A 22,053-nucleotide genomic window follows, 5' to 3' on the forward strand; every position below is an offset into this window, starting at 1 on the left:
ATTTTATTATTGCTATAGTATCGGAGCATGAAATATTACTTCATTATGAGACTATTCTAGTTATCTATGCCATCCAAACCTTAGTTATAAATAGTATAATTAGAAAATATATTACAATAATACCTATTGCAAATGGTATTATTAATTGAAACATAGCTATAATAAGCGCAAAAACATCTCGCCCTCCAAGATTTTCATCTTTCAATTTTTTGAATTCTTCTTTTCTGGCTTCTTTATTTTTAATCTCATCTTCTAACTTTTCATATCTTCTGTTAAATAGTTTCACTAAATTTACCTCCAACTATATTATCACTATATACTTTAATTACTTCTGCATCCTTTATTTATATTTCAGTTGCTCTATGACAAGCTACAAAATGATTTTTTTCTATTTCCCTATACTCTGGAATTACTTTAGAACAAATTTCCTCTCTATAAGGGCATCTTGTATTAAATTTACATCCTGCTGGTGGATTGGCTGGAGATGGTATATCTCCTTGCAATATTATTCGCTCCCTCTTAGCAGTTGGATCTGGAATCGGGATTGCCGAAAGTAATGCCTTTGTATACGGATGTAATGGATTATCAAACAATCTATCTTTATCTGCAAGTTCCATCATTGAGCCAAGATACATAACGCCAACTCTATTACAAAGATGTTCAACAACAGAAAGATCATGAGAAATAAACATATATGAAAATCCTTTTTCTTTTTGAAGCTTTGCTAATAAATTTATTATTTGAGCTTGTATTGAAACATCTAAAGCTGATACCGGCTCATCAGCCACTATAAATTCTGGATCTAAAGCTAAAGCTCTTGCAATACCTATTCTTTGCCTTTGACCACCTGAAAATTCATGAGGAAATCTATCAATTTGATACTCTGCAAGTCCACACATTTCCATAACTTCAAGTACCTTAGCTCTGATATTCTCTTTTTTAACTATTCCATGATCAATTAATGCTTCTCCAATTATTTGTCCAACAGTCATTCTTGGATTTAAAGACGAATACGGATCTTGAAATATTAATTGCATCTTAGGTCTGATACTTCTTAATTCGCTCTTTCTCATACCATCAATTCTTTGTCCTTTGAAATAAATTTTTCCGTCAGTTGGTTTAAGCAACTGTAATATTGCTCTACCAGTTGTAGACTTACCACATCCAGATTCACCAACAATTCCAAGAGTTTCACCCTTTTTTATTTCAAGAGAAATGTCATCTACCGCTCTTACATTTCCCACAGTTTTTCCGAAGAACCCACCCCTTATTGGAAAATATTTTTTTAGATTCTCAACTTTTAATATTACTTCATTTTCCATTTACTTATTTTCCTCCTTAGGTGTGTTTTCATCAAATAGCCAGCAAGCTACCTTATGATTTTCTCCAATAGTTTTTAGACTTGGTATAGTAGTTCTACAAATATCAATAGCTTTATCACATCTTTCACAGAAATAGCAAGAGTCTTTCATTCCAACAGGATTCGGAACTTGTCCTGGTATTGAATATAATTCTTCTTGTCTTTTGGTTATAACCGGCTTAGATTTTAATAATCCCATTGTATATGGATGAGATGGCTGTTTAAATATTTCTAATACAGCCCCTTCTTCAATTACTTTTCCTGCATACATTACAACAACATAATCAGCCATTTCGGCAACTACACCAAGGTCATGTGTAATTAAAAGAATAGATGTATCTTTTTCTTTCTTTATATTTCGCATTAAATCTAATATCTGTGCTTGAATAGTAACATCTAATGCAGTTGTTGGCTCATCTGCAATTAAAATCTTAGGATTACATGCAAGTCCCATAGCAATCATAACTCTTTGTCTCATTCCACCTGATAATTCATATGGATAAGAATCTATTATTTTTTCAGCTCTTGGAATTCCAACTTGATTCAATAAGTCTATGGATTTTTTCTTTGCTTCAGCTTTATTTAAACCTTCATGTACTATTAGAGGCTCTGATAATTGCATCCCTATAGTAAATGTTGGATTTAGAGAACTCATAGGCTCTTGAAAAATCATAGCAATTTCTTTACCTCTTATTTCACGCATTTCATCTTCTGATAATTTTAATAAATCCTTTCCTTCAAAAAGAATTTCTCCTCCATCATTAAAACCATTGTCCTTTGTAACTAATCCCATTATACTCATAGATGTTATTGATTTACCACAACCTGATTCTCCAACTACACAAACTGTTTCTCCTTTTTTTATGTTAAAAGAAACATCATTAACTGCCTTTACAATTCCAGCTTCTACATTGAAAAAGGTCTTTAAGTTCTTTACTTCTAATATAGTATCACTCATGCCTCTTCCTCCTATCTCTTCATCTTAGGATCAAGTGCATCTCTAAGACCATCACCCACAAGATTTACTGCCATTACTGTTACTAATATACAAACTCCAGGAGGTATCCAAAGCCATTGCCTCTTCTGGAAATCAGCTAATTTATTTGCTACTGTCATCATATTCCCCCATGATGGTATTGGCTCTGTAACACCAAGCCCTAAATAACTTAATGCAGACTCTGTCAATATTGCAGATGCAACACCAAGTGTAGCATTAACAATTATAGTTGGAACAACATTAGGAATTAAATGCTTAACAATTTTTCTAATATCCTTAAGTCCTAAAGCTTCAGTAGCTTGCATAAATTCTTGTTCTCTAAGTGATAATATTTCAGCTCGAACAAGCCTTGCAATTGAAGGCCATGATAATATTCCAAGTATGAACATTAAAGCAAATATTCTCATTTCACTGCCAACTTTCAAGTCAGACATTAAACTACCTAAAACTAATATTACAGGTAAGAATGGTAATGCTAAAAATATATCTGTTATTGCCATTAAAAAAGTATCAACTCTTCCTCCATAATATCCTGCTGCTGCACCAATTAATGTACCTATTATAATTTCTATTACTACTGATACAACTCCAACTAAAATGGAAATTCTACCACCATACATCAATCTTGCTAACATATCTCTACCTAAATAATCTGTCCCTAATATATTAACTGCGCTTGGTGGCATTTTCACATTGTCCGACTGAGTATTATACCCATATTGCACAAATAAAGGACCTATAAATGAAAATAGAATTATAGCTATTAACAAACCAAAACCTAACATTGCAAATTTATTTTTTAACAGTCTTTTTATAACGATTTGACCAGGTGTTTCAATGATTTGATCTTTATCTTTTGAATTACCCGATTTACTTTTTTTGTTTATTACATTTTCCATCATTTACACCCTCCTTACTTTAATTTTATACGTGGATCAACCACTGCATATAAAATATCTGACAATAAATTTCCAAGTAGCGTAAGCACCGCCATAAACATATTAAATCCCATAACAAGGGTATAATCTCTATTAAGTATTGCTTCATATCCTATTTTGCCAATACCTGGCCAAGTGAAAATTGTTTCTGTTATAATTGCCCCTGCAAAAAGTCCTGGTATAGACATTCCTATAAATGTAACTATAGGAATCAGCCCATTTCTAAGAGCATGTTTGTAAATAACTACTTTTTCTTTTAATCCTTTTGCTCTTGCTGTTCTTATATAATCCTGTCTTATAACTTCAAGCATAGAGGTTCTTACATACCTAACCCAACTACCAATCTGAATTAATGTCAATGAAAAAACTGGTAAAAACATATGTTTAAGAATATCAAGAAAATTAGCCATTCCAGTAGCCTTTGATCCAGCTGTCGTCATCCCACCAATTGGAAGTATGGCTAAATCCAAAGAAAAAATCTTAATAGAAATCAATGCTACAAAGAATGAAGGTAATGATATACTTATAAATGTTAATAATGTAAAAGTCTTATCAAAGGCTGAATATTGCTTAGTTGCTGAAATAATGCCAATCGGTATTGCTACTAATAAAGATAGTGCAAAAGATATAGCTGCCAAGCTAAAGGAATTCCATACGTAACTCTTTAATACACTAGTAACAGGTTGTTTAAATTTTAATGAATCTCCAAAGTTACCTTGAATTGCATTCTTTGCCCAGTTAACATACCTAATTGGTATTGGTTTATCTAATCCATATATTGCTTTTAAATCCGCTATTTTCTCTGCACTCATATTAGGATTAGCCTTTGCATCAACAAAATCACCAGGTGTCATATTAACGATTGCAAAGAAAATAACAGATATAACAAGTAATGTAGGTATCATTTTTAGTACTCTTTTTACAGTATACTGTATCATTAGCGATCTCCTCATTTCTATTTTTAACTTTATGTACATTTTTCTCATAACTTATTGAAGAGGCATTCCTATTTGAATGCCTCTTTTGTTTTTCTTTGTCTTTTATTCTAAAATTATCTTTTGCAAGTTATAAGTATAATCAACATATGGTGAAGTTTCTAAGCCCTTAACTCTTCCATTATATCCCCACATATCACTTCTTTGGTACATATAGATATATGGTAGATCTTCATTTATTTCTGTATATAACTCTTTATATAATTCTTTTAGCTTATCTTTATCTAATTCAGCTGAAATCTTTTTATAGATTTCATCTAACTTTGGATTTGAATAATTTGTTTTATTTTGTGAACCTTTAGTTGAATATATATCCATATCATTAGGATCTGCAATTAAGCTCCAAGCCATAAATAACATATCCCAATCTCCACCTTTTTGTTTTTGTCTCATAGAAGTGAAGTCCATTTTTTCACTAGTAAATTTAACTCCAAGTGTTTTCCAATCTTCTGTTGCAACTGATAAAATTGAATCTACTACTGGATTATTTGATGTACCAGTAAAGTTAATTGCAAGTTTTACTCCATCTTTTTCTCTTATTCCATCACTGCCTTCTTTCCAGCCAGCATCATCAAGCATCTTTTTAGCTTTTTCTAAATCATATTTATAATCATTTTTACCTTCTGCATATACCCATGAAACTTGCGATTGAGGTACATTTATAACATGTGCATATTTATTATAAACAGAACTTGCAATCTTTTCTCTATTTAACGCAGTTGCTAATGCTTGTCTTACTGCTTTATCTTTAAATTGAGGTTTTGCTTCATTAAATGCCATATATCCATATCCATTAGTTGGAAATAATTGATATCCTGCAAATCCAAGTCCTTCAAGACTTTCTACATTATCAGTACCAACAGTAACATCTGTTAAATCAATATCACCTGATTGCAACATTGAAACTTTTGTATCATCTGTACATACTTTATATATAAGATTTTTTACTTTAGGAACACCTAAAACACATTTATCATTTGCTTCAAGATCAACTTCTTGTCCTTCTTTATAATTTACAAATTTATATGGACCTGATGCTGGGCCTGGTCTTGTATAAGTTTCCTTTAAACCATCTGTATTTCCTTGCTTATAGTATTTGCTATAATAAGCTTCTGGAACTGGAACTGTTCCACCTAATACATATAACGCTGATGAACTTTTTTCATCTAAAGTTATAGATATATTCTTATCGTCAACAATCTTCATGCCAGAAATTGAAGTAGCTTTTCCTGCTTTATAGTCAGCTGATCCTTTTATTTTAACTCTTCCTGTAGTATAATCTAATGACCCAGTGTATGATGAATCACAACATACTCTAATAGAAAATTCAATATCCTTTGCAGTTATTGGAGTTCCATCAGACCAATTTGCATCTTTTTTAATTTTAAATGTATATGTTAATCCATCCTCTGACACAGAATGACTTTCTGTTAGCCAATCTTCTATTTCACCATTTTTAGTTGGCGCCATAAGCGGTGCATACATAGCTTCTATAATATATGCATCATATGCACTTTCTCCAAGATATAATGCATTTAATAGTCCATCTGGAGCGGTTGTACCAATTATAAGTGTATCTTTTCTATTCTTTGCTGCATCTGGATTTTTACTCATATCCTTTGCTTCATAAGTTGTAACTATCTTAGATGATAAATCGGTTTTTTCTGCAGTTTTTTCTCCTCCATTTGTTGCTGTTGTTGTACTAGCTCCTTGTCCACATCCTGCTAACATAGAAACAGCTAGTATTACTGACAGTGTTACTAACAATTTTTTAAATTTCATAGTTTTTCCCCTCTTCACTTTAAATTATATGAACATTAACTTTTTATTTATAAAAATGAACACATCATATTAATTTTAATAGATATGTCAGCGGTTACATGATATTTTATACAATATTTAATATCATTGGAATAACTATACTTATGCTTAACAACTATATAGTTATAAAAAATAATCCAATAATATACTTATTTTCTAAATTAGTTATAATAAAGTATATTTTTCTATACTTTATTATATTAATATTTTTATACAATAATGTCAATATTTATTAAAATTCATTTAGAATATTAACAGATTTAATAATAAATCATCTTTTACTTATTATATTTACATTTATAATTAAACCTTACATATTTTTTTAAATTTTCTTCGATATTTTATCTCAAATAAATTAGTAATTTTTCATTATCAATTTACAAATTTACTCTAATATAAACAGTAAATTTTATACTGCTATCCCATCACCAAGTTTTAATTTAGAAATATAAGAAATTATATTATTTCTAATAATTAAAAAAAGCTGCTTCAAATACTCTATTGCATTTGAAACAGCTTTGTTTCTTATATTTATTATTTATATCTAATTATTATACTAAATATATTAATCATTGTAGATTACTTTTTACCTTCTACATAAGCATTTTTAAAGTAAAGAGTATTCATTACAGATACTTTTACACCCTTAACATAATCTTTTATTCCTATTGGTCTAGTATAGTAGTATAGAGGAATAATAGGCATATCTGCCATTAACATGTCTTCTGCTTGATGTAATAAATCAAATCTCTTGTTTGCATCTAATTCTTGCTTCGCAGCATTAATTACAGCATCAAACTTTGGATTATTATATCCACAATTATTTTGAGCTGAAGTTGATACGAACATATCTAAGAATGTCATTGGATCTACATAGTCAGCGTTCCATCCATCTCTAGCGATTTCATATTGCTTTTGAACTCTTGTTGTTAAGAATACTTTCCATTCTTGGCTTTGAAGTTCAGCATTTACTCCAATCTTCTTCCACATATCTTGAATAGCTTGCATTGTATCACCATGACCTGATTCTGGGTTATAAAGTATTTGTAATCCTGGTAACCCTTGACCATCTGGATATCCAGCTTCAGCTAATAATTTCTTAGCACCTTCTATATCAGCAGTTTCACCAAAGTATGAAGTTTTTTCATTATATTCTTTTCCATCTGGACCTAAAACTCCTAATGGTATTACACCATGAGCTGGAACTTGACCGCCCTTAGTAACATTTTCAACAATTGCTTTTCTGTCTATAGCAATGCTTAACGCTTTTCTTACCTTTGGATCACTTAATACTTTAGCTGCATTTGGATCTACTTCTTTTGCTTTATCAGAAACATTTATTGATAAGAAATAAGTTGCTACGTTAGGGAATTTTTTAGCACTTCCATCTTTTAATGCACCTTGTATATCAGACTTTGGTACTGTATCAACCACATCGAATTGACCTGATTTATAACTTGCCCACGCTGAAGTTTCTTCTGCAACAAACTTCATTGTTAATTTGCTAAGTTTTACTTTATCCTTGTCATAGTAGTTATCATTTTTTTCTAAAACTACCTTATCTTTAATTGTATATTCTGTAATTTTAAACGGACCATTTGAAACTAATGTTTTTGCATCAGCTGCCCATTCTTTATTACTTTCAACAACCTTTTGATTTACTGGGAAATAGTATGGCTGTGCTGTTAATTCTAAGAAATATGGAGTTGGTCCTTCTAAAGTAACTACTAACGTATTATCATCAGTTGCTTTAACTCCAACGGCATCTGCACTTCCTTTTCCTTCATTATATGCCTGACCACCCTTTAGATAGTATAATTGATATGCATATTCAGATGCTGTTTCAGGATTCAATAATCTCTTCCATTCATATTCATAATCACTTGCCTTAACTGGATCTCCATTTGACCATTTAAGATCCTTTTTTAAATGGAACGTATATGTTAATTTATCATCAGATACATCCCATTTTTCAGCTTCTCCTGGAACCGCTTTTTCCTTATCATCTAATTCGCATAGACCTGCAAAAGAATTTGATAATATACTAGATCCTGTAGTATCTGTACATAATGCTGGATCTAGAGTTCTTGGATCTGCTCCTAGATTATAAGTTATTTCTTGTTTGCTTGCAGTTGTTGCTGCTTTGTCATCAGTTTTCGAACCACAACCAGTTAAAATTGAAAGTCCAAGAGTCGCTGCCAATGCCACTGCACAAAGTTTTTTCACTTTGATTGTTTTCATTGTATATTCCCCCTTAATTAATTATTATTTATTTATAATATCTGTTTAAGTTATTATTTCTAAATTTCCTTAACAGTATACTATTCAATTTAATTTATTTTATGTTTTATAATAATTTTCATGCTTAATTGCTTTTACAAAGACTAGTCATATAAATGACATGCTACAAAATGTCCTGGTTTAACTTCTTTTAATTCTGGATCAATTTCTGAACAAATTGGTTTTGCATATTTACATCTGCCTTTAAATCTACATCCTGGTGGTGGATCTATTGGAGATGGAATATCTCCTTCTAGAACTATTCTTTGACTATTTTTAGCCACCTCAGGATCTGGTATTGGAACTGCTGAAAGTAGTGCTTGAGTATATGGATGCAATCCTTCTGAATATACTTTATTACTTTCACCTTTTTCAACCATTCTTCCAAGATACATAACTCCAATATGAGTTGATATATGTTTAACCATTGAAAGATCATGAGCTATAAAAAGATAAGTTAATCCCAATTCTTCTTGAAGCTCTTCAAGCATATTTATTACTTGCGCTTGAATTGAAACGTCAAGAGCTGATATTGGCTCATCACATACTATTAACGCAGGTTCTACAGCTAATGCTCTTGCAATACCTATTCTTTGTCTTTGTCCTCCTGAAAATTCATGAGGATATCTATTTATATGGTCACTTGCAAGACCTACTTTTGATAATAAACTTCTTATTCTTTCTGTTCTTGCTTCACCTGTTAATAGTTTATGAATATCAATAGCTTCTCCAATTATATCTCCAACTGTCATTCTTGGATTTAAAGATGCATATGGATCTTGGAAAATCATTTGCATTTCTTTTCTTAAAGGAACCATTTCCTTAACTGAATTCTTTGTTATATCTTTTCCATTGAATATTACTTGACCTAATGTTGGTTCATAAAGCTTCAATATAGTTCTTCCTGTAGTTGTCTTACCACAACCAGATTCACCAACAAGACCTAAAGTTTCACCTTTCTTAATTGTAAATGAAACTCTATCTACTGCTTTAACATAACTTTTACCTTTAAATAAGCCTTTGTTTGCAGGGAAGTATTTACATAAGTCTTTAACTTCTAAAATTATATCTTTATTGTCTTCCACTACTCCATCCTCCTTATAGGTGACTCAATCTTTGGTGCATCTTCATGACATAACCAGCATGCTGTTTGATGTTTTTCTCCTACTTCAAATAATGGAGGTTGCTTTTGAATACAAATCTTCATCGCATAATCACATCTAGCTGCAAATGGACATCCAATTGGCGGCTTTAACAAATCTGGTGGCTGCCCCTCAATTGGAATCAATTTTTCTTTATTATCTGATTTAGGATTTGGAACACTTCTTAAAAGTCCCCAAGTATATGGGTGTTTTCCTCTGTAAAATATATCTTCAGTAGTTCCAGTCTCCACTATTATTCCACCATACATCACATTTATTCTAGTACAAACATCCGCAACAACTCCTAAATCATGAGTTATTAATATTATTGCAGTATCAAGTTTTTCTTTTAAATCCTTCATTAAATCTAAAATTTGAGCTTGAATTGTAACATCTAATGCTGTTGTTGGCTCATCAGCTATAATAAGCTTTGGCTCACAAATTAAACTCATAGCTATCATTGCTCTTTGCCTCATACCTCCTGAGAATTCATGAGGATATTGCTTCATTCTCTTTTCTGGACTTGGTATTCCAACTAATCTAAGCATTTTTATAGCTTCTTTTTTAGCTTCTGCTTTACTTATTTTTTTATGCTTTAATATAGGTTCCATTAACTGGTCTCCTATTGTATATACTGGATTTAATGACGTCATAGGATCTTGAAATATCATACCTATATCATTTCCCCTGATAGCTTCCATTTCAGATTCTTTAACATTCGAAATATCCTTACCATTAAAGTGTATTTCTCCACCTGCAAGTCTTCCATTATCAGCTAATAACCTCATAATTGACATCATAGTAACACTTTTACCACAACCAGATTCTCCAACTATACCTAATGCTTCTCCTTTTTCTAAGTAAAAAGATACACCTCTTACTGCATGCACTTCACCAGCCCCAGTTTTAAAGGAGGTTTCCAAATTTTTTATATCTAATAACTTTTCCATATGTACTTCTCCTCCTATCTCTTGTTTTTAGGATCTAGTGCCTGACTTAATCCATCACCAAAAAGGTTGAATGCTAATATAATTAAACAAATCATCATTGAGGGAAATACTAATTGATATGGATATGTATAAATACCAACCATTGCTTCATTAGCTAACGTTCCCAAAGATGCTCTTGGCGCTGCAATTCCTAGCCCTATAAAACTTAAAAACGCTTCAGTAAATACAGCCTCTGGAATTAATAATGTTAATGTAACCATTATTGATCCAATGCAATTCGGTATTAAATGTCTTATTAATATTCTAAAATTTGATGCACCTAAAGACTTTGCTGCAAGAACAAATTCTTGCTGCTTTAATTGAAGTACATCACCTCTTACTATTCTAGCCATTCCAATCCAATATGTTATAGAAAGTCCTAAGACAATTGTAGAAAGCCCACTTCCAGATGATCCCGGTTTACTTAAAATAGCCATAAACAATATTACATATATAGTTAATGGGATTGAGTATAAGACATCAACTATCCTCATTAATATATTATCTATCATTCCACCAAAGAAACCAGCTACTCCACCGTATATTACACCAATGCATAAATTTATAACTGCTGCCAAAACAGCAATCATTAATGAATATCTTGCTCCATAGAAATTTCTAACAAATAAATCTCTTCCAAGATTGTCTGTTCCAAACCAATGCTCTGCTGAAGGCTTTAAATAGGTTTGTGATAAATCATTAGCTGCATAATCATATTTAGATAACATAGGAACTAAAATAGCAGCAGCAACAATAGCTATTATTACTACAAGTGATACCATTGCAAGTTTATCTTTTCTTAATCTATTCCATGCATCCTTCCAATAACCAACACTTGGTCTAACTACGGTATTAACTTTCTTTTCATCTTCACTTAGAGGAGTAAATAAGTCCTTTTCAATTTTTAAATGATTTTCCATTACTACTTCTTCTCCTCCCTAAACTTCTGCATCTTGTAATTTTATTCTTGGGTCAATTAATACATATAATATATCTACTAAAAAAGCAAAGAATACTAACATTGTACAATAAAATACGGTTACTCCAAGTAGCATCGTATAGTCTCTATTTGTAACTGATTGCACGAACTCATTTCCAAGTCCTGGAATCGCAAAAATCTTTTCTGTTATAAAACTTCCTGTTAGTAAGCTTGCTATTAATGGTCCTACGTATGTAACTATTGGAATCAATGAATTCCTCAATGCATGCTTAAATATAACCGTCCCTTTACTTAATCCCTTTGCCTTTGCAGTTCTAATGTAGTCAGCTTTTAATACATCTATTAATTTACTTCTTGTAAGTCTTGTAATGAATGATAAAGATGCTGCTGATAAAGCCATACACGGCATTATATAATTTTTCCAACTATCGAATCCTGTTGCTGGTAATAATCCATACTCAACAGCCAATACATATATTAAAACAGCTCCTATTACGAAACTTGGTATAGTTGTACATAATGTAGCAATAAATACTATTAATTTATCTGGCCACTTTCCATTCTTTAGTGCTGCAAGAACTCCAAGAATTATGCCACCTGATATAGCAATTAATACAGCTACTCCACCTATCTTTGCAGAAGCTGGAAATGATTTAGTTATAGTTTCTGTTACGCCTCTGCCTTTAAAAATCATTGATTCACCAAAGTCTCCTTGAACCAAGTTTCCCATATACATTGCATATTGCTCCATTAAAGGTTTGTCCATTCCATATTTAGCTTCCATATTAGCTTTAACTTGAGGTGTTAATTTTTCACCATCGAACGGACCTCCTGGCATAAGCCTCATTAGAAAAAATGTCACCGTTATTACAACCCATATTGTTAATAGGCTTGTAAGAAATCTTTTTCCAATATATTTTAACATGTTTCCCTCTCCTTCTTTTCTATTCGTATATGAATTATTTATATAATTCTTTTGATGATTAAATTATAAAATAAAGTAAATACCTAATTTAATATGTATTTATCTTTATTGTATATAGAAAGCGCTTCCATATCATTAAAGATGTTCAACATACGAATGGAGTCATTAAACTCATTCTTACGGCCTAATAACTCCTTTGTTATTTTAACTTTATTAATATTTAATTTTTTTTCAATAATATTTAACTTATTCATAATTTAATATTATTATAATAATATTATTATCGATGAGTGTCAATATTTTATTTAAATTAAGCAAAACAAAATTCAACAAAGTGACAATTAACAAAAATTTTTCTTTACTTTTGTTAATTCTTCTATATTAAATGTTTTTTCTTGGATGATAAGCATTAATGAAGGAATTATATTATTATAGATTGTTCCTAACATGCTTGAAATTTCTATATATACACATCCTTCTGAAATGCTAATTTTCAAGCTTTTAACCATTATTTTTAATTATTACCTCTTACACATATCCATATTTAACCTTATTTATCGAATTATTTCACATTTGTCCATAAAAAATTTTGCTCACAAAAATTAAAAAATTTAAATTGCAACAATTCTTTAATTTATTAATATTTTCAACTTAAATTATTTATTTTTTAATATTTGTTATTAAATTTTTTAATTATAATAATCATCAAAATATAATACTGATTCTGTTTCTCTACAATATTTAACACACATGCATTGCGCTAGCTTTCTAGGACATTTATAACATAAACAAGTTAAATCTTTACCATCGCATTTTCCTTGTTTCAATTCTATACAATCTCCACAGTTTACTCCATTTCCTGCTGGCATAATAAACTCACTGCTCCTTTAAATTTAAGACATCTTACTTTAATATTAATCAAAAGCTCACAAATGTCAAATTATTATTCTATTTCATAAAACAAAAACCTATAATCCTAGAACTAACATCTATAATTTAAGCATAGATAATAAAAAACTATCTACACTTAATTTTCTTACCAAATCCCTAATCTATATTCTGGGGTAATATACATTCCATCATTCTCAGATATACCATAGGTATCATAGAATTTCTGGAATTGGGCTAAAACTGCATTAACTCTAAATTTATTAGGTGAATGTTCATCTAAAAGCAGAACATACTTTGCATATTCTTTTGTTGTTATTTGTCGCCAAGTGACTGCATAGCTTTCAAAAAACGCTTTATAATTTGGTTCATCCATAGTTGAAAGTATATCAAGAAGGCATGACATTCCCCCAATATCAGCAATGTTTTCTCCAACTGTACGATAACCATCAATGTTTTGTCCCGGCAATGCTTCTATTAGATCATAAAATTGAGCAATTTTCCAAGCCTTTTCTTTAAACTGTTTATATTCTCCATCGTTCCACCAATTATTTAAATTTCCTTCTGAATCATATAACGACCCAGTATTATCAAATGCATGGCTAATTTCATGCCCTATAATCGATCCTATTCCACCTAAATTTTCTTCTTTACTTCCATTAGGATTATAAAAATGACCTTGAATAATTCCGCCTGGAATTATAATTGAATTTTCATTCGCACTATAAAAGGCATTAACTGTTTGAGGTGTAAATCCTTCTTTACTTTTGTCTATCTGCTTGTTTATTTTACTAAATATTCTTTCATTTGCAGAAGCTCTTAATGTCATTATATTCTCAAAAAGCGAACCACCTTCTGCATAAGATTTAATATTTATTTTTGAATAATTAAGCCAATTTTCTGGATAGCCTATTTTTACCGTTAATTTATCTAATTTATTAATAGCATTGCTTTTAGTTGATGTACTCATCCAATTAAGATTATTAATACGCTTCTTATATGTTTCTATAATCTCTTTTGTTATAGCTTCTACATCTTCCTTTGTTTTTTTAGGAATATATCTATCCGCATAAATTTTTCCAATAACCATTCCCATAGTTGAATTTATTGTATAAATAGCATCATCTTCTTTTGATTCGTCTCCCGTTATTCCTAGCAAACTACTTTCATATTCCTTGTTTGCCTTTTCAAAATCTTCACTTAAATAACTCGCTGCATGTATCAAATTAACTATTTCAATATAATTCTTTATAATTGGCACATTTTCTTGTGTATATATTTTATTAAAAGCTACTAACCATTTTGGATCTTCTAAAATAATTTTATTTGCTTTATCTATTCCTAAGGAACTCATAATAGCTGGCAGATTTAGATTTGGTGCTAAATCATTAAGTTGATTTAGAGTATACACATTATACATGGATTCTATTAAATTTTCCGTGGTAGACTTCTCTTTTTTTCCTTTAATATACGGTGCTATCATACCTTCAAATTTAAACATATTCTCTACTTTAACTTTTGCCTGTTCCTTTGTATATCCACTTAATATTAAAATCTTATTGTAATATTCTTCTGTTAATTTCTTATTTTTAAATGTTTCTTCTGTTGGATTAGTGTATTCATCTGAATCTCCTAAGCTAAGTCCTGTACTATCTATATATAATACATTGGTTTTAGCATCTTTTACATCTCTTTCTACAACAAATTTCATTGTTGAATTTACTATATTCTTGTTGTACCACAACTTTCCAATATCATCTGTTGTTTTTGCTACTCTAATTTCATCTAAGATTTTTTGAACTGGTTTTAAACCTTCCTTATTTCGGGCTTCTACATTTAATGTATTATTGTACAAATTAATTATTTTCTTTTCATCACTATTTTCTGGATATTTATCTTTATCAATTAGCAATTGATTAATTATATCTTTTGTTTGGCTTGTCACTTTTTCTTCAACCTGATCAAAGGTTGAATTAGTTGACTTTCCATCTTCAATTTTTGTGTTGTTCATCCATTGGCTATTTATTGCATCATAAAAATCATCTTGTACTCGTACACTTTGATTAGTACTTGCAGCTTCAACTTTTGTTTCTGCTGCTATCGCATTAGTATATGACACAGGACTCATCATATACATGAACATAAATATACTAGCTATAATTCCCCATCTTTTAATCTTATCCATTATTTTGCCCTCTCTCTATTATGATTTTTAAAGTATTCATAACATAGATAATAAATTCAAGAATTTAGTACATCTTCTTGTTTCTAAATACTTGAAATTCTAATAATATCAAACTCTTATAGACTTCTAATAATTAGGCTTGTCCAAATAAATGTATCCATATAAGTAACTTGTTTCATATATTTCTCTATATTTGAATGTTACACCATGCCACATAGATTCTGATATGTAGACTTTATTATTTTCTATTTTCTCAACAACAGCGACATGTCCGCTTCCACCAGAGTTTGGTAAACTAGACTTCCATACTGCAATAGCTCCAACTCTAGGTTCAGAACCATATTTATATTTACCACTCTTCTTATTTGCATCCCACCATTCATATCCATTACCTATAAATCCTGCATCAGTTGGCTTACTTCCAGTAATTTCCCACGCACGTCCCCATGCGTACCAAGTACAGTTACCTTTAATTAACCTTCCACCACTAGAAAATGGAGGTGAAAGCTTTACCTTGTAGAAAATATTGTCATCTGAATAATAACGTTTGTCATCCAAGCTTGGTTCTTTATCCCTTATTATACCTTTGGCTAGTGAAGCATCTGTTAAGTTTTTATTATCATTTCCCACAGATGGTTTCTCTACCGTTGTAACATCTACATTGGAATCTAATGCTTGCTCGGAATTTTTAGGTTTTTCAAAACTAATCCACTTAGAACTTACCCAGCCTTTTTTATCATTTACAATTATAGGATAAAAACCATCTTCTTCATCATCAATAATTTTAACTTCCTTATTTTTAGCCACAGTTCCTATTATCTCTGAAGAAATTAATGCTGATGAACGAATATTTAATAAATCCCCATTAGTAGCAACATATCCTATACGGCTTTTAGTATCACTATTATCTTTTTCAATTGAAGTTTCCATATTTTCCTCTGACTCATTGTTTATATTATTTTTAGCACTTCCTAGATTTTTTGAGTCTGATTTAATTTCTTGAACGATTTCCTTACCGCTTATCATTGCTCCACTTTCTGAAAAAGTATAAACTTGCCCATCAATGCCAATAGTTCCTGTTTCCATTTGTCCACTGAAATTCATAAAATACCATGTACCGTTATCACTAACCCAACCAGTGCTCATAGTTCCATCTGAATTAAAATGATACCACTTTTCGTCTATTTTTTTCCAGCCGGTTTCCATTGATCCACTCTCAGATAAACTGTACCATTTTTCATTTAATTTAATCCAGCCAATTTTCATCATTCCATTTTCATCAAAATAATACCACTTCTCATCAATTTCTTTCCATCCAGTAGCTTTAACATCATTTTCTACCCAATTCCAATTACTTTTAGAATCTTTTAGCCACTTAGCCGATGCTGGCACATAATTTATATTTGTTATTATTAAAGTTAATACTGCTGCTCTTATTATCTTTTTAATAAATTCTTTCTTCACTCTCCACTACCCCTTTTTATAAATTATTTTTATAATTCATTTATTATACGTAATTTCATTCTGAATTGGATTAAAATCATAATAGTCATATAATAACTATTAAATGAAACTAATAATCTCATATAATTTACAATTCATATTTATTGTGAATTAATCCTTATACTTTAAATATTAACTCAAAATTATGTAATTAACAAATATAATATAAAAAAAATGACCCACTATAAATTTTGTAAGTCATTTTATCTTTCTAAAATTCCAAATTTAATTTTTAACAAATTACAATAATGCTCCTATTATAATTAGTACAATAACACCAGGAACTCCAAAGAAACCTGCTATTAAAGCTGTAATTGGATTAATTGCTAAAGAGAAGTTAAGATTTATACCAAGTAAATTAAGCTTTGCAATTATAAAATTTACTACATATAATATAATAACTCCAACAATTCCATTTATAAGTATTTTTATTGGCCACTTTAGTAATTTTGTCACTAGAAATAATATTGCTATTCCTATTAATCCATATATTAAAAACTGTCCCTCCATTTTTAATCCCCCATTTTTATTTATTCAACAATTTGTACATTTTTGTCAACTATATAATCAACTCCCACTCTTATTCCTCTTTCTCTTGCTATTGACAATAAGTAATCATATCTTTTTCTTGCAACATTTTCTGAGTAAATAGCTACTTCTATTAATTTGTCATCGTTAACATTATTAAACATGCTGCGAGCTACATTTATTTCCATCTTTGCGATTTCCATATCTTCTAATAACTTTGTGCACATATTAGGAGCATCCGTCTTATACATCAGGTATTCTACAATATTTTTTTTGTCCATGTAAATTCCTCCAAAAACTTCTTATTACTATTTTATCCATTTAAAGGAAGGAATATACATATTTTTATTTTTATAAATTTCTAAATATTGTATCACCTTTTTCTATTTTTTCATATACTATATCATATAAGAAGCTTTTCACTCATGTCAGACAAAAACTTCTAACTCCCATCTATGTAACACTTTTTAGGAACCTAATATTTTAGGTTCCTTTATTTTTATATTATTAAATTTCTTTTCTTCCCTCTAACGCTTTAGATAATGTAACTTCATCAGCATATTCTAAATCTCCACCAACTGGTATCCCAGATGCTATCCTAGTAACTTTAATATCAAGAGGTTTAAGTACTTTAGATATATACATTGCGGTTGCTTCTCCTTCTATATTAGGATTAGTTGCAAGTATTACTTCCTTAACATCTTCATTCATCCTTGATACAAGTTCTCTAATTCTTATATCTTGAGGTCCTCTTCCTTGCATTGGAGATATGTTTCCATGTAACACATGATATACTCCATTGTATTCTTTAACTTTTTCCATTGTCATAATATCCTTTGGCTGTTCTACAACACATATAGTGCCTTTATCTCTATTTGGATTATCACATAAAGAGCAAGGATCTTTATCTGTAAAATTACCACATACAGAACAATATTTAATTGTTCCTCTTGCTTGAACTAATGCATTTGCAAATTCTTTTACTTCATTATCTGGAAGATTCAAAATATGTAATGTTAATCTTTGAGCTGTTTTTTGCCCTATACTTGGTAGCTTAGCAAATTCCTCAATTAATTTTTCTATGGCTATCGGATAAAAGTCCATCATATTTTAAATTTCTCCTTTATTCTTAATTATATATTTTACAAAAAGTAATCTTCATTATATTATAAAAAGCATACATAAATTGAAGGTTAAACCAACAATTCTGTATGCTAACTGTTATCATTATTCTTAGAATAATCCGCCTGGCATTCCACCTGTTAACTTACCCATTTTGCTTGCAGATTCTTCTTCCACTTTTCTTAATGCTTCATTAACTGCACTCATTATTAAGTCTTCAAGCATTTCTACATCATCTGCATCCACAACTTCTGGCTTTATATTAATTGCTGTTATCTCTTTTTTACCAGTTGCTTTAACTACTACTGCACCACCACCAACTGATACTTCAAACTCTTTTGTTTCAAGTTCTTTTTGCATATCTTCCATTTGCTTTTGAAGCTTTTGTGCTTGCTTCATAAGGTTATTCATATTACCTCCACCAAAGCCGCCTGGAAATCCACCTTTTGCCATAAAAAATCCTCCTCTTTCTTGAATCTCATTTTTTTATTATAAAACAACTTCTTATAATTGACAATGTACAATGTTATAATTTATGCCCTTTGTGCGTACTGCATAGGCAATTATACTAAAATGACTTTGGAACTTCTTAATATATATTTTTAATACTTCCAAACTTAGCTTTGCAATTGCTAATGGTTAATTTATAACTACCAACTGTTATTACTCATCATATACTTCAAATGGTATTCCATCTATTGCTTGCTTTAATAGTTCCTCTTTATCTTTATTTTCTTTATCTTTTCCTACTACATAATCTACTATTATTTTTTCCTTTAGCACTTCAGAGAATACACCATTTACAATTTCTCTGTACTCCGCTTTTTGTAGTCTGTCTTTATTAAAAGCATACATGGCTTCATATTCTAATGTAACTATTCCATTTTTAATACTGTATGGCTTTGCAGTAACAATTGAAGCATAAACTATCATCGCTCTCTTTGCCTTGAAAGTTTCTATTATTTCAGTCCAAGCTCTTCCCACATCATCAAGAGTTAATGTTGAATTAGCATTTCCTTCGAACTTTTCTTTGTCATTATTACTAGCTGCTTGCTTTCTGTTTTGGCTTATACTGTTTGATTTTCCATCTATACTAGTATGTGCAGATTTTTCATTTTCACCCATTTTTTCTGATTGAACAACTTGTATTTTTCCGCTTTTTAAAGTTTCTTCAAGTTTATTTATCCTTGATAATATGACTTCATTTGAAGTGTCATATTCGATTTTGCACATTTTTATAACAGCAAGTTCTAAATATAACCTGCTTTGTTTACTTGCTTTTGAATTTATTTCTGCTTCTTGAAGTATTCTAATAGCTCTCATTATTTCTTCTACTCTAATTTTACGTCCTTGTTCCTTAACCATGGATATATTTTCAAGAGACATATCTAAAACTTCTTCTGGATTATTTGTAACCTTTACCATAAGTAAATTTCTAAAATGAGCAATTAAGTCCTTCATAAATAATTGCATATCCTTACCTGCATACATAAGCTTATCAATTATTATCATTGCCTTTTCAATACTTCTGTCTATAATTGTATAAGTTATATCAAATAAGTATTCATTCGTTACAAGACCTAATATACTTACTAAATCTTCATACTTAATTTGACTTTCTCCCATTGCAATTGCTTGATCTAGTATACTTACTGCATCTCTTAAGGCACCATCACAAACTCTTGAAATCAAATCTAAACTCTTTTGTTCATAACCTATATTTTGCGCATCAGTGATTTTTTTTAGTCTATTAGAAATTTCTTTTTGATTTATTCTCTTAAAATCAAACCTTTGACATCTAGATAAAATTGTTATAGGTAATTTTTGAGGATCTGTAGTTGCTAATATAAATATTACATTCTTAGGTGGTTCTTCTAAAGTCTTTAAAAATGCATTAACAGCTCCTACAGAAAGCATATGTACTTCATCCATTATGTATATCTTATATTTAGCTTCTTGTGGCGGATACTTAGTATCATCTATAATATCTCTAATTTTATCAATACCATTGTTAGAAGCTGCATCAAGTTCTGTTACATCAATTGCTAATCCTTCATTTATCTTTCTACACATTTCACATTCATTGCAAGGCTCACCATTTTTTAAATCTAGACAGTTTAATGCCTTTGCCATTACTTTTGCAGTGGATGTTTTTCCCGTTCCCCTTGTTCCACAGAAAAGATAAGCATGTGCGATTCTGTTATTTATAATTTCATTTTTTAGCGTTGTAGTTATGTGCTCCTGCCCAACAACATCTTCAAAAATTCTAGGTCTCCACTCTCTATATAGTGCTTTGTAACCCACAAGCTACCACCTCTCTATTTTCATTGGCACTTTAAGGAATATAATCCTTCGAAGATGCACCTTAAATATAAACTTATTATACACTATTGATTGTGCAATGCAAATTTCGCAACAGCCATGTGGGTAATTTCATTCGATCCATTTAAATTAATAAATCATACGCTAAAAGCCATAATTCCCCTATCACCTTCACCCAGTGCAATACTATTTTCACCGTCAAAAAATCCAATTATCTCCTCTTGTTTATTTCCTTCACTAGTTTCATCAATGCAACTTATATTCTTTGATGTATTTTTATTTACCTTTTTCGTTTTTTTCTTTTCTAAAGATATTGGAACATTCAATTGTAAATCATTTTTAGCTTGATAATCCTTAATATTTTTAAGAATATCAGCAGTATTTTTGTAATTACTATCTACTTTTTCTTTTTTAATAATTTCAGAATTTATTATTTTATCTACAATAATATGATTTTCTGGTAATTCCTTAATACCTTCACATCTTTCATGTTCTGAATCCACATGTTTTTCTTCACATAGTTGATTCTCTATGCTTTTTTCTTCTTTATTTTTTATATCTTCCGTGTTATCTTGAGTTTTAACTTTATTATCTTGAATTTCAGTTTTTTCTTTTGTTTTAATATTTTGGTGCTTTGCAAAGTTTTTCACTCTATAAATTTTATCCTGCACTAATTCAATCATTTCCAACTCTATTAAAGCATTTAGAGCTGATTTCACTTGAATAATATCTCTATTAAATTCTATTGCCAAGGTTTCCATTGTATATGGAATATTTCTTGACAAATATAAGTTACCTTCTAAATTTACCTTTCCAGCTAAAGTTATAATTCTAGTCCAAATATAATGGATGATATCTCTCTCATTCATTGTATCTATTATCTTAAATTTAGTATCCTCATACATATCAGTTCTTAGTTTAACAAATTTTCTTTCTTTCATTTTTAACACACTCCTATACAAATTTTATATTTTCTATATAGGACATATGATCTTTTATACTTTTTGTCATGTGGCATTTTTAATTTTTATATTTTTTAATTTAAATAACTTAATATATCTCTTTTATAATTAATTATCATCTGCATCAGGCGCATACAATTAATTCAAGTACAAGAA

The 22,053-nt window shown here is 30.1% G+C and carries 21 protein-coding genes; all 21 read right to left on the reverse strand.

Annotated features, from left to right (window positions below):
- Positions 1-64: 64 nt before the first annotated feature.
- The 21 genes from CLPUN_RS03650 to CLPUN_RS03745 all read right to left on the reverse strand — a co-directional run bounded on the left by CLPUN_RS03650 (position 65) and on the right by CLPUN_RS03745 (position 21,876).
- Complete coding sequence (locus tag CLPUN_RS03650; protein WP_077846020.1) at positions 65-286, reverse strand: hypothetical protein; 222 nt, start codon at positions 284-286, stop codon at positions 65-67.
- A gap of 58 nt (positions 287-344) precedes the next feature.
- Positions 345-1,322 (reverse strand): ABC transporter ATP-binding protein, encoded by a 978-nt coding sequence (locus CLPUN_RS03655; protein WP_077846021.1) that lies wholly within the window; start codon positions 1,320-1,322, stop codon positions 345-347.
- On the reverse strand, positions 1,323-2,318 hold the full coding sequence (locus tag CLPUN_RS03660) for an ABC transporter ATP-binding protein (protein ID WP_077846022.1): 996 nt from the start codon (positions 2,316-2,318) through the stop codon (positions 1,323-1,325).
- An 11-nt stretch (positions 2,319-2,329) separates the two neighbouring features.
- The gene (opp4C, locus tag CLPUN_RS03665) at positions 2,330-3,259 is read right to left on the reverse strand and encodes an oligopeptide ABC transporter permease (protein WP_423237277.1); all 930 of its coding nucleotides are present in this window, start codon (positions 3,257-3,259) and stop codon (positions 2,330-2,332) included.
- 11 nt (positions 3,260-3,270) lie between these two features.
- Positions 3,271-4,233: an ABC transporter permease gene (locus tag CLPUN_RS03670; protein WP_077846023.1), complete on the reverse strand. Its 963-nt coding sequence runs from the start codon at positions 4,231-4,233 to the stop codon at positions 3,271-3,273.
- A gap of 102 nt (positions 4,234-4,335) precedes the next feature.
- The gene (locus CLPUN_RS03675) at positions 4,336-6,072 is read right to left on the reverse strand and encodes an ABC transporter substrate-binding protein (RefSeq protein WP_077846024.1); all 1,737 of its coding nucleotides are present in this window, start codon (positions 6,070-6,072) and stop codon (positions 4,336-4,338) included.
- A 618-nt stretch (positions 6,073-6,690) separates the two neighbouring features.
- A complete protein-coding gene (locus CLPUN_RS03680; RefSeq protein ID WP_077846025.1) occupies positions 6,691-8,352 on the reverse strand; it encodes a peptide ABC transporter substrate-binding protein in 1,662 nt (553 codons plus the stop codon).
- Between the two features lie 143 nt (positions 8,353-8,495).
- Positions 8,496-9,476 (reverse strand): ABC transporter ATP-binding protein, encoded by a 981-nt coding sequence (locus CLPUN_RS03685; protein ID WP_077846026.1) that lies wholly within the window; start codon positions 9,474-9,476, stop codon positions 8,496-8,498.
- Entirely contained in the window at positions 9,476-10,483 is a 1,008-nt protein-coding gene (locus CLPUN_RS03690; RefSeq protein WP_077846027.1) for an ABC transporter ATP-binding protein, read from the reverse strand. The genes CLPUN_RS03685 and CLPUN_RS03690 overlap by 1 nt, the downstream gene beginning before the upstream one ends.
- Before the next feature lie 14 nt (positions 10,484-10,497).
- Positions 10,498-11,442 (reverse strand): ABC transporter permease, encoded by a 945-nt coding sequence (locus CLPUN_RS03695; RefSeq protein WP_077846028.1) that lies wholly within the window; start codon positions 11,440-11,442, stop codon positions 10,498-10,500.
- Positions 11,443-11,460: 18 nt separating this feature from the next.
- Positions 11,461-12,387 carry an ABC transporter permease gene (locus tag CLPUN_RS03700; RefSeq protein WP_077846029.1) on the reverse strand — a complete coding sequence of 309 codons (927 nt, stop codon included), beginning with the start codon at positions 12,385-12,387 and terminating at the stop codon, positions 11,461-11,463.
- Between the two features lie 341 nt (positions 12,388-12,728).
- Complete coding sequence (locus tag CLPUN_RS28330) at positions 12,729-12,896, reverse strand: hypothetical protein (protein WP_207652738.1); 168 nt, start codon at positions 12,894-12,896, stop codon at positions 12,729-12,731.
- Positions 12,897-13,076: 180 nt separating this feature from the next.
- Positions 13,077-13,256: a hypothetical protein gene (locus CLPUN_RS03705; RefSeq protein ID WP_077846030.1), complete on the reverse strand. Its 180-nt coding sequence runs from the start codon at positions 13,254-13,256 to the stop codon at positions 13,077-13,079.
- Between the two features lie 167 nt (positions 13,257-13,423).
- Entirely contained in the window at positions 13,424-15,460 is a 2,037-nt protein-coding gene (locus tag CLPUN_RS03710) for a M13-type metalloendopeptidase (protein WP_077846031.1), read from the reverse strand.
- 126 nt (positions 15,461-15,586) lie between these two features.
- The gene (locus CLPUN_RS03715) at positions 15,587-16,924 is read right to left on the reverse strand and encodes a CHAP domain-containing protein (RefSeq protein ID WP_077846032.1); all 1,338 of its coding nucleotides are present in this window, start codon (positions 16,922-16,924) and stop codon (positions 15,587-15,589) included.
- A gap of 279 nt (positions 16,925-17,203) precedes the next feature.
- Positions 17,204-17,473, reverse strand: a complete 270-nt coding sequence (locus tag CLPUN_RS03720) for a pro-sigmaK processing inhibitor BofA family protein (RefSeq protein ID WP_077846033.1) — start codon at positions 17,471-17,473, stop codon at positions 17,204-17,206.
- Positions 17,474-17,493: 20 nt separating this feature from the next.
- Positions 17,494-17,772 carry a YaaL family protein gene (locus CLPUN_RS03725; RefSeq protein ID WP_077846034.1) on the reverse strand — a complete coding sequence of 93 codons (279 nt, stop codon included), beginning with the start codon at positions 17,770-17,772 and terminating at the stop codon, positions 17,494-17,496.
- A gap of 226 nt (positions 17,773-17,998) precedes the next feature.
- On the reverse strand, positions 17,999-18,595 hold the full coding sequence (gene recR, locus CLPUN_RS03730; protein WP_077846077.1) for a recombination mediator RecR: 597 nt from the start codon (positions 18,593-18,595) through the stop codon (positions 17,999-18,001).
- Between the two features lie 129 nt (positions 18,596-18,724).
- Entirely contained in the window at positions 18,725-19,066 is a 342-nt protein-coding gene (locus CLPUN_RS03735; protein WP_077846035.1) for a YbaB/EbfC family nucleoid-associated protein, read from the reverse strand.
- A gap of 210 nt (positions 19,067-19,276) precedes the next feature.
- The gene (gene dnaX / locus CLPUN_RS03740; protein ID WP_077846036.1) at positions 19,277-20,917 is read right to left on the reverse strand and encodes a DNA polymerase III subunit gamma/tau; all 1,641 of its coding nucleotides are present in this window, start codon (positions 20,915-20,917) and stop codon (positions 19,277-19,279) included.
- Between the two features lie 155 nt (positions 20,918-21,072).
- Positions 21,073-21,876: a phage replisome organizer N-terminal domain-containing protein gene (locus CLPUN_RS03745; protein ID WP_077846037.1), complete on the reverse strand. Its 804-nt coding sequence runs from the start codon at positions 21,874-21,876 to the stop codon at positions 21,073-21,075.
- Positions 21,877-22,053 lie beyond the last annotated feature (177 nt).

Origin of the sequence: Clostridium puniceum, from assembly GCF_002006345.1 — a bacterium.
Classification (GTDB): Bacteria; Bacillota; Clostridia; order Clostridiales; family Clostridiaceae; genus Clostridium; species Clostridium puniceum.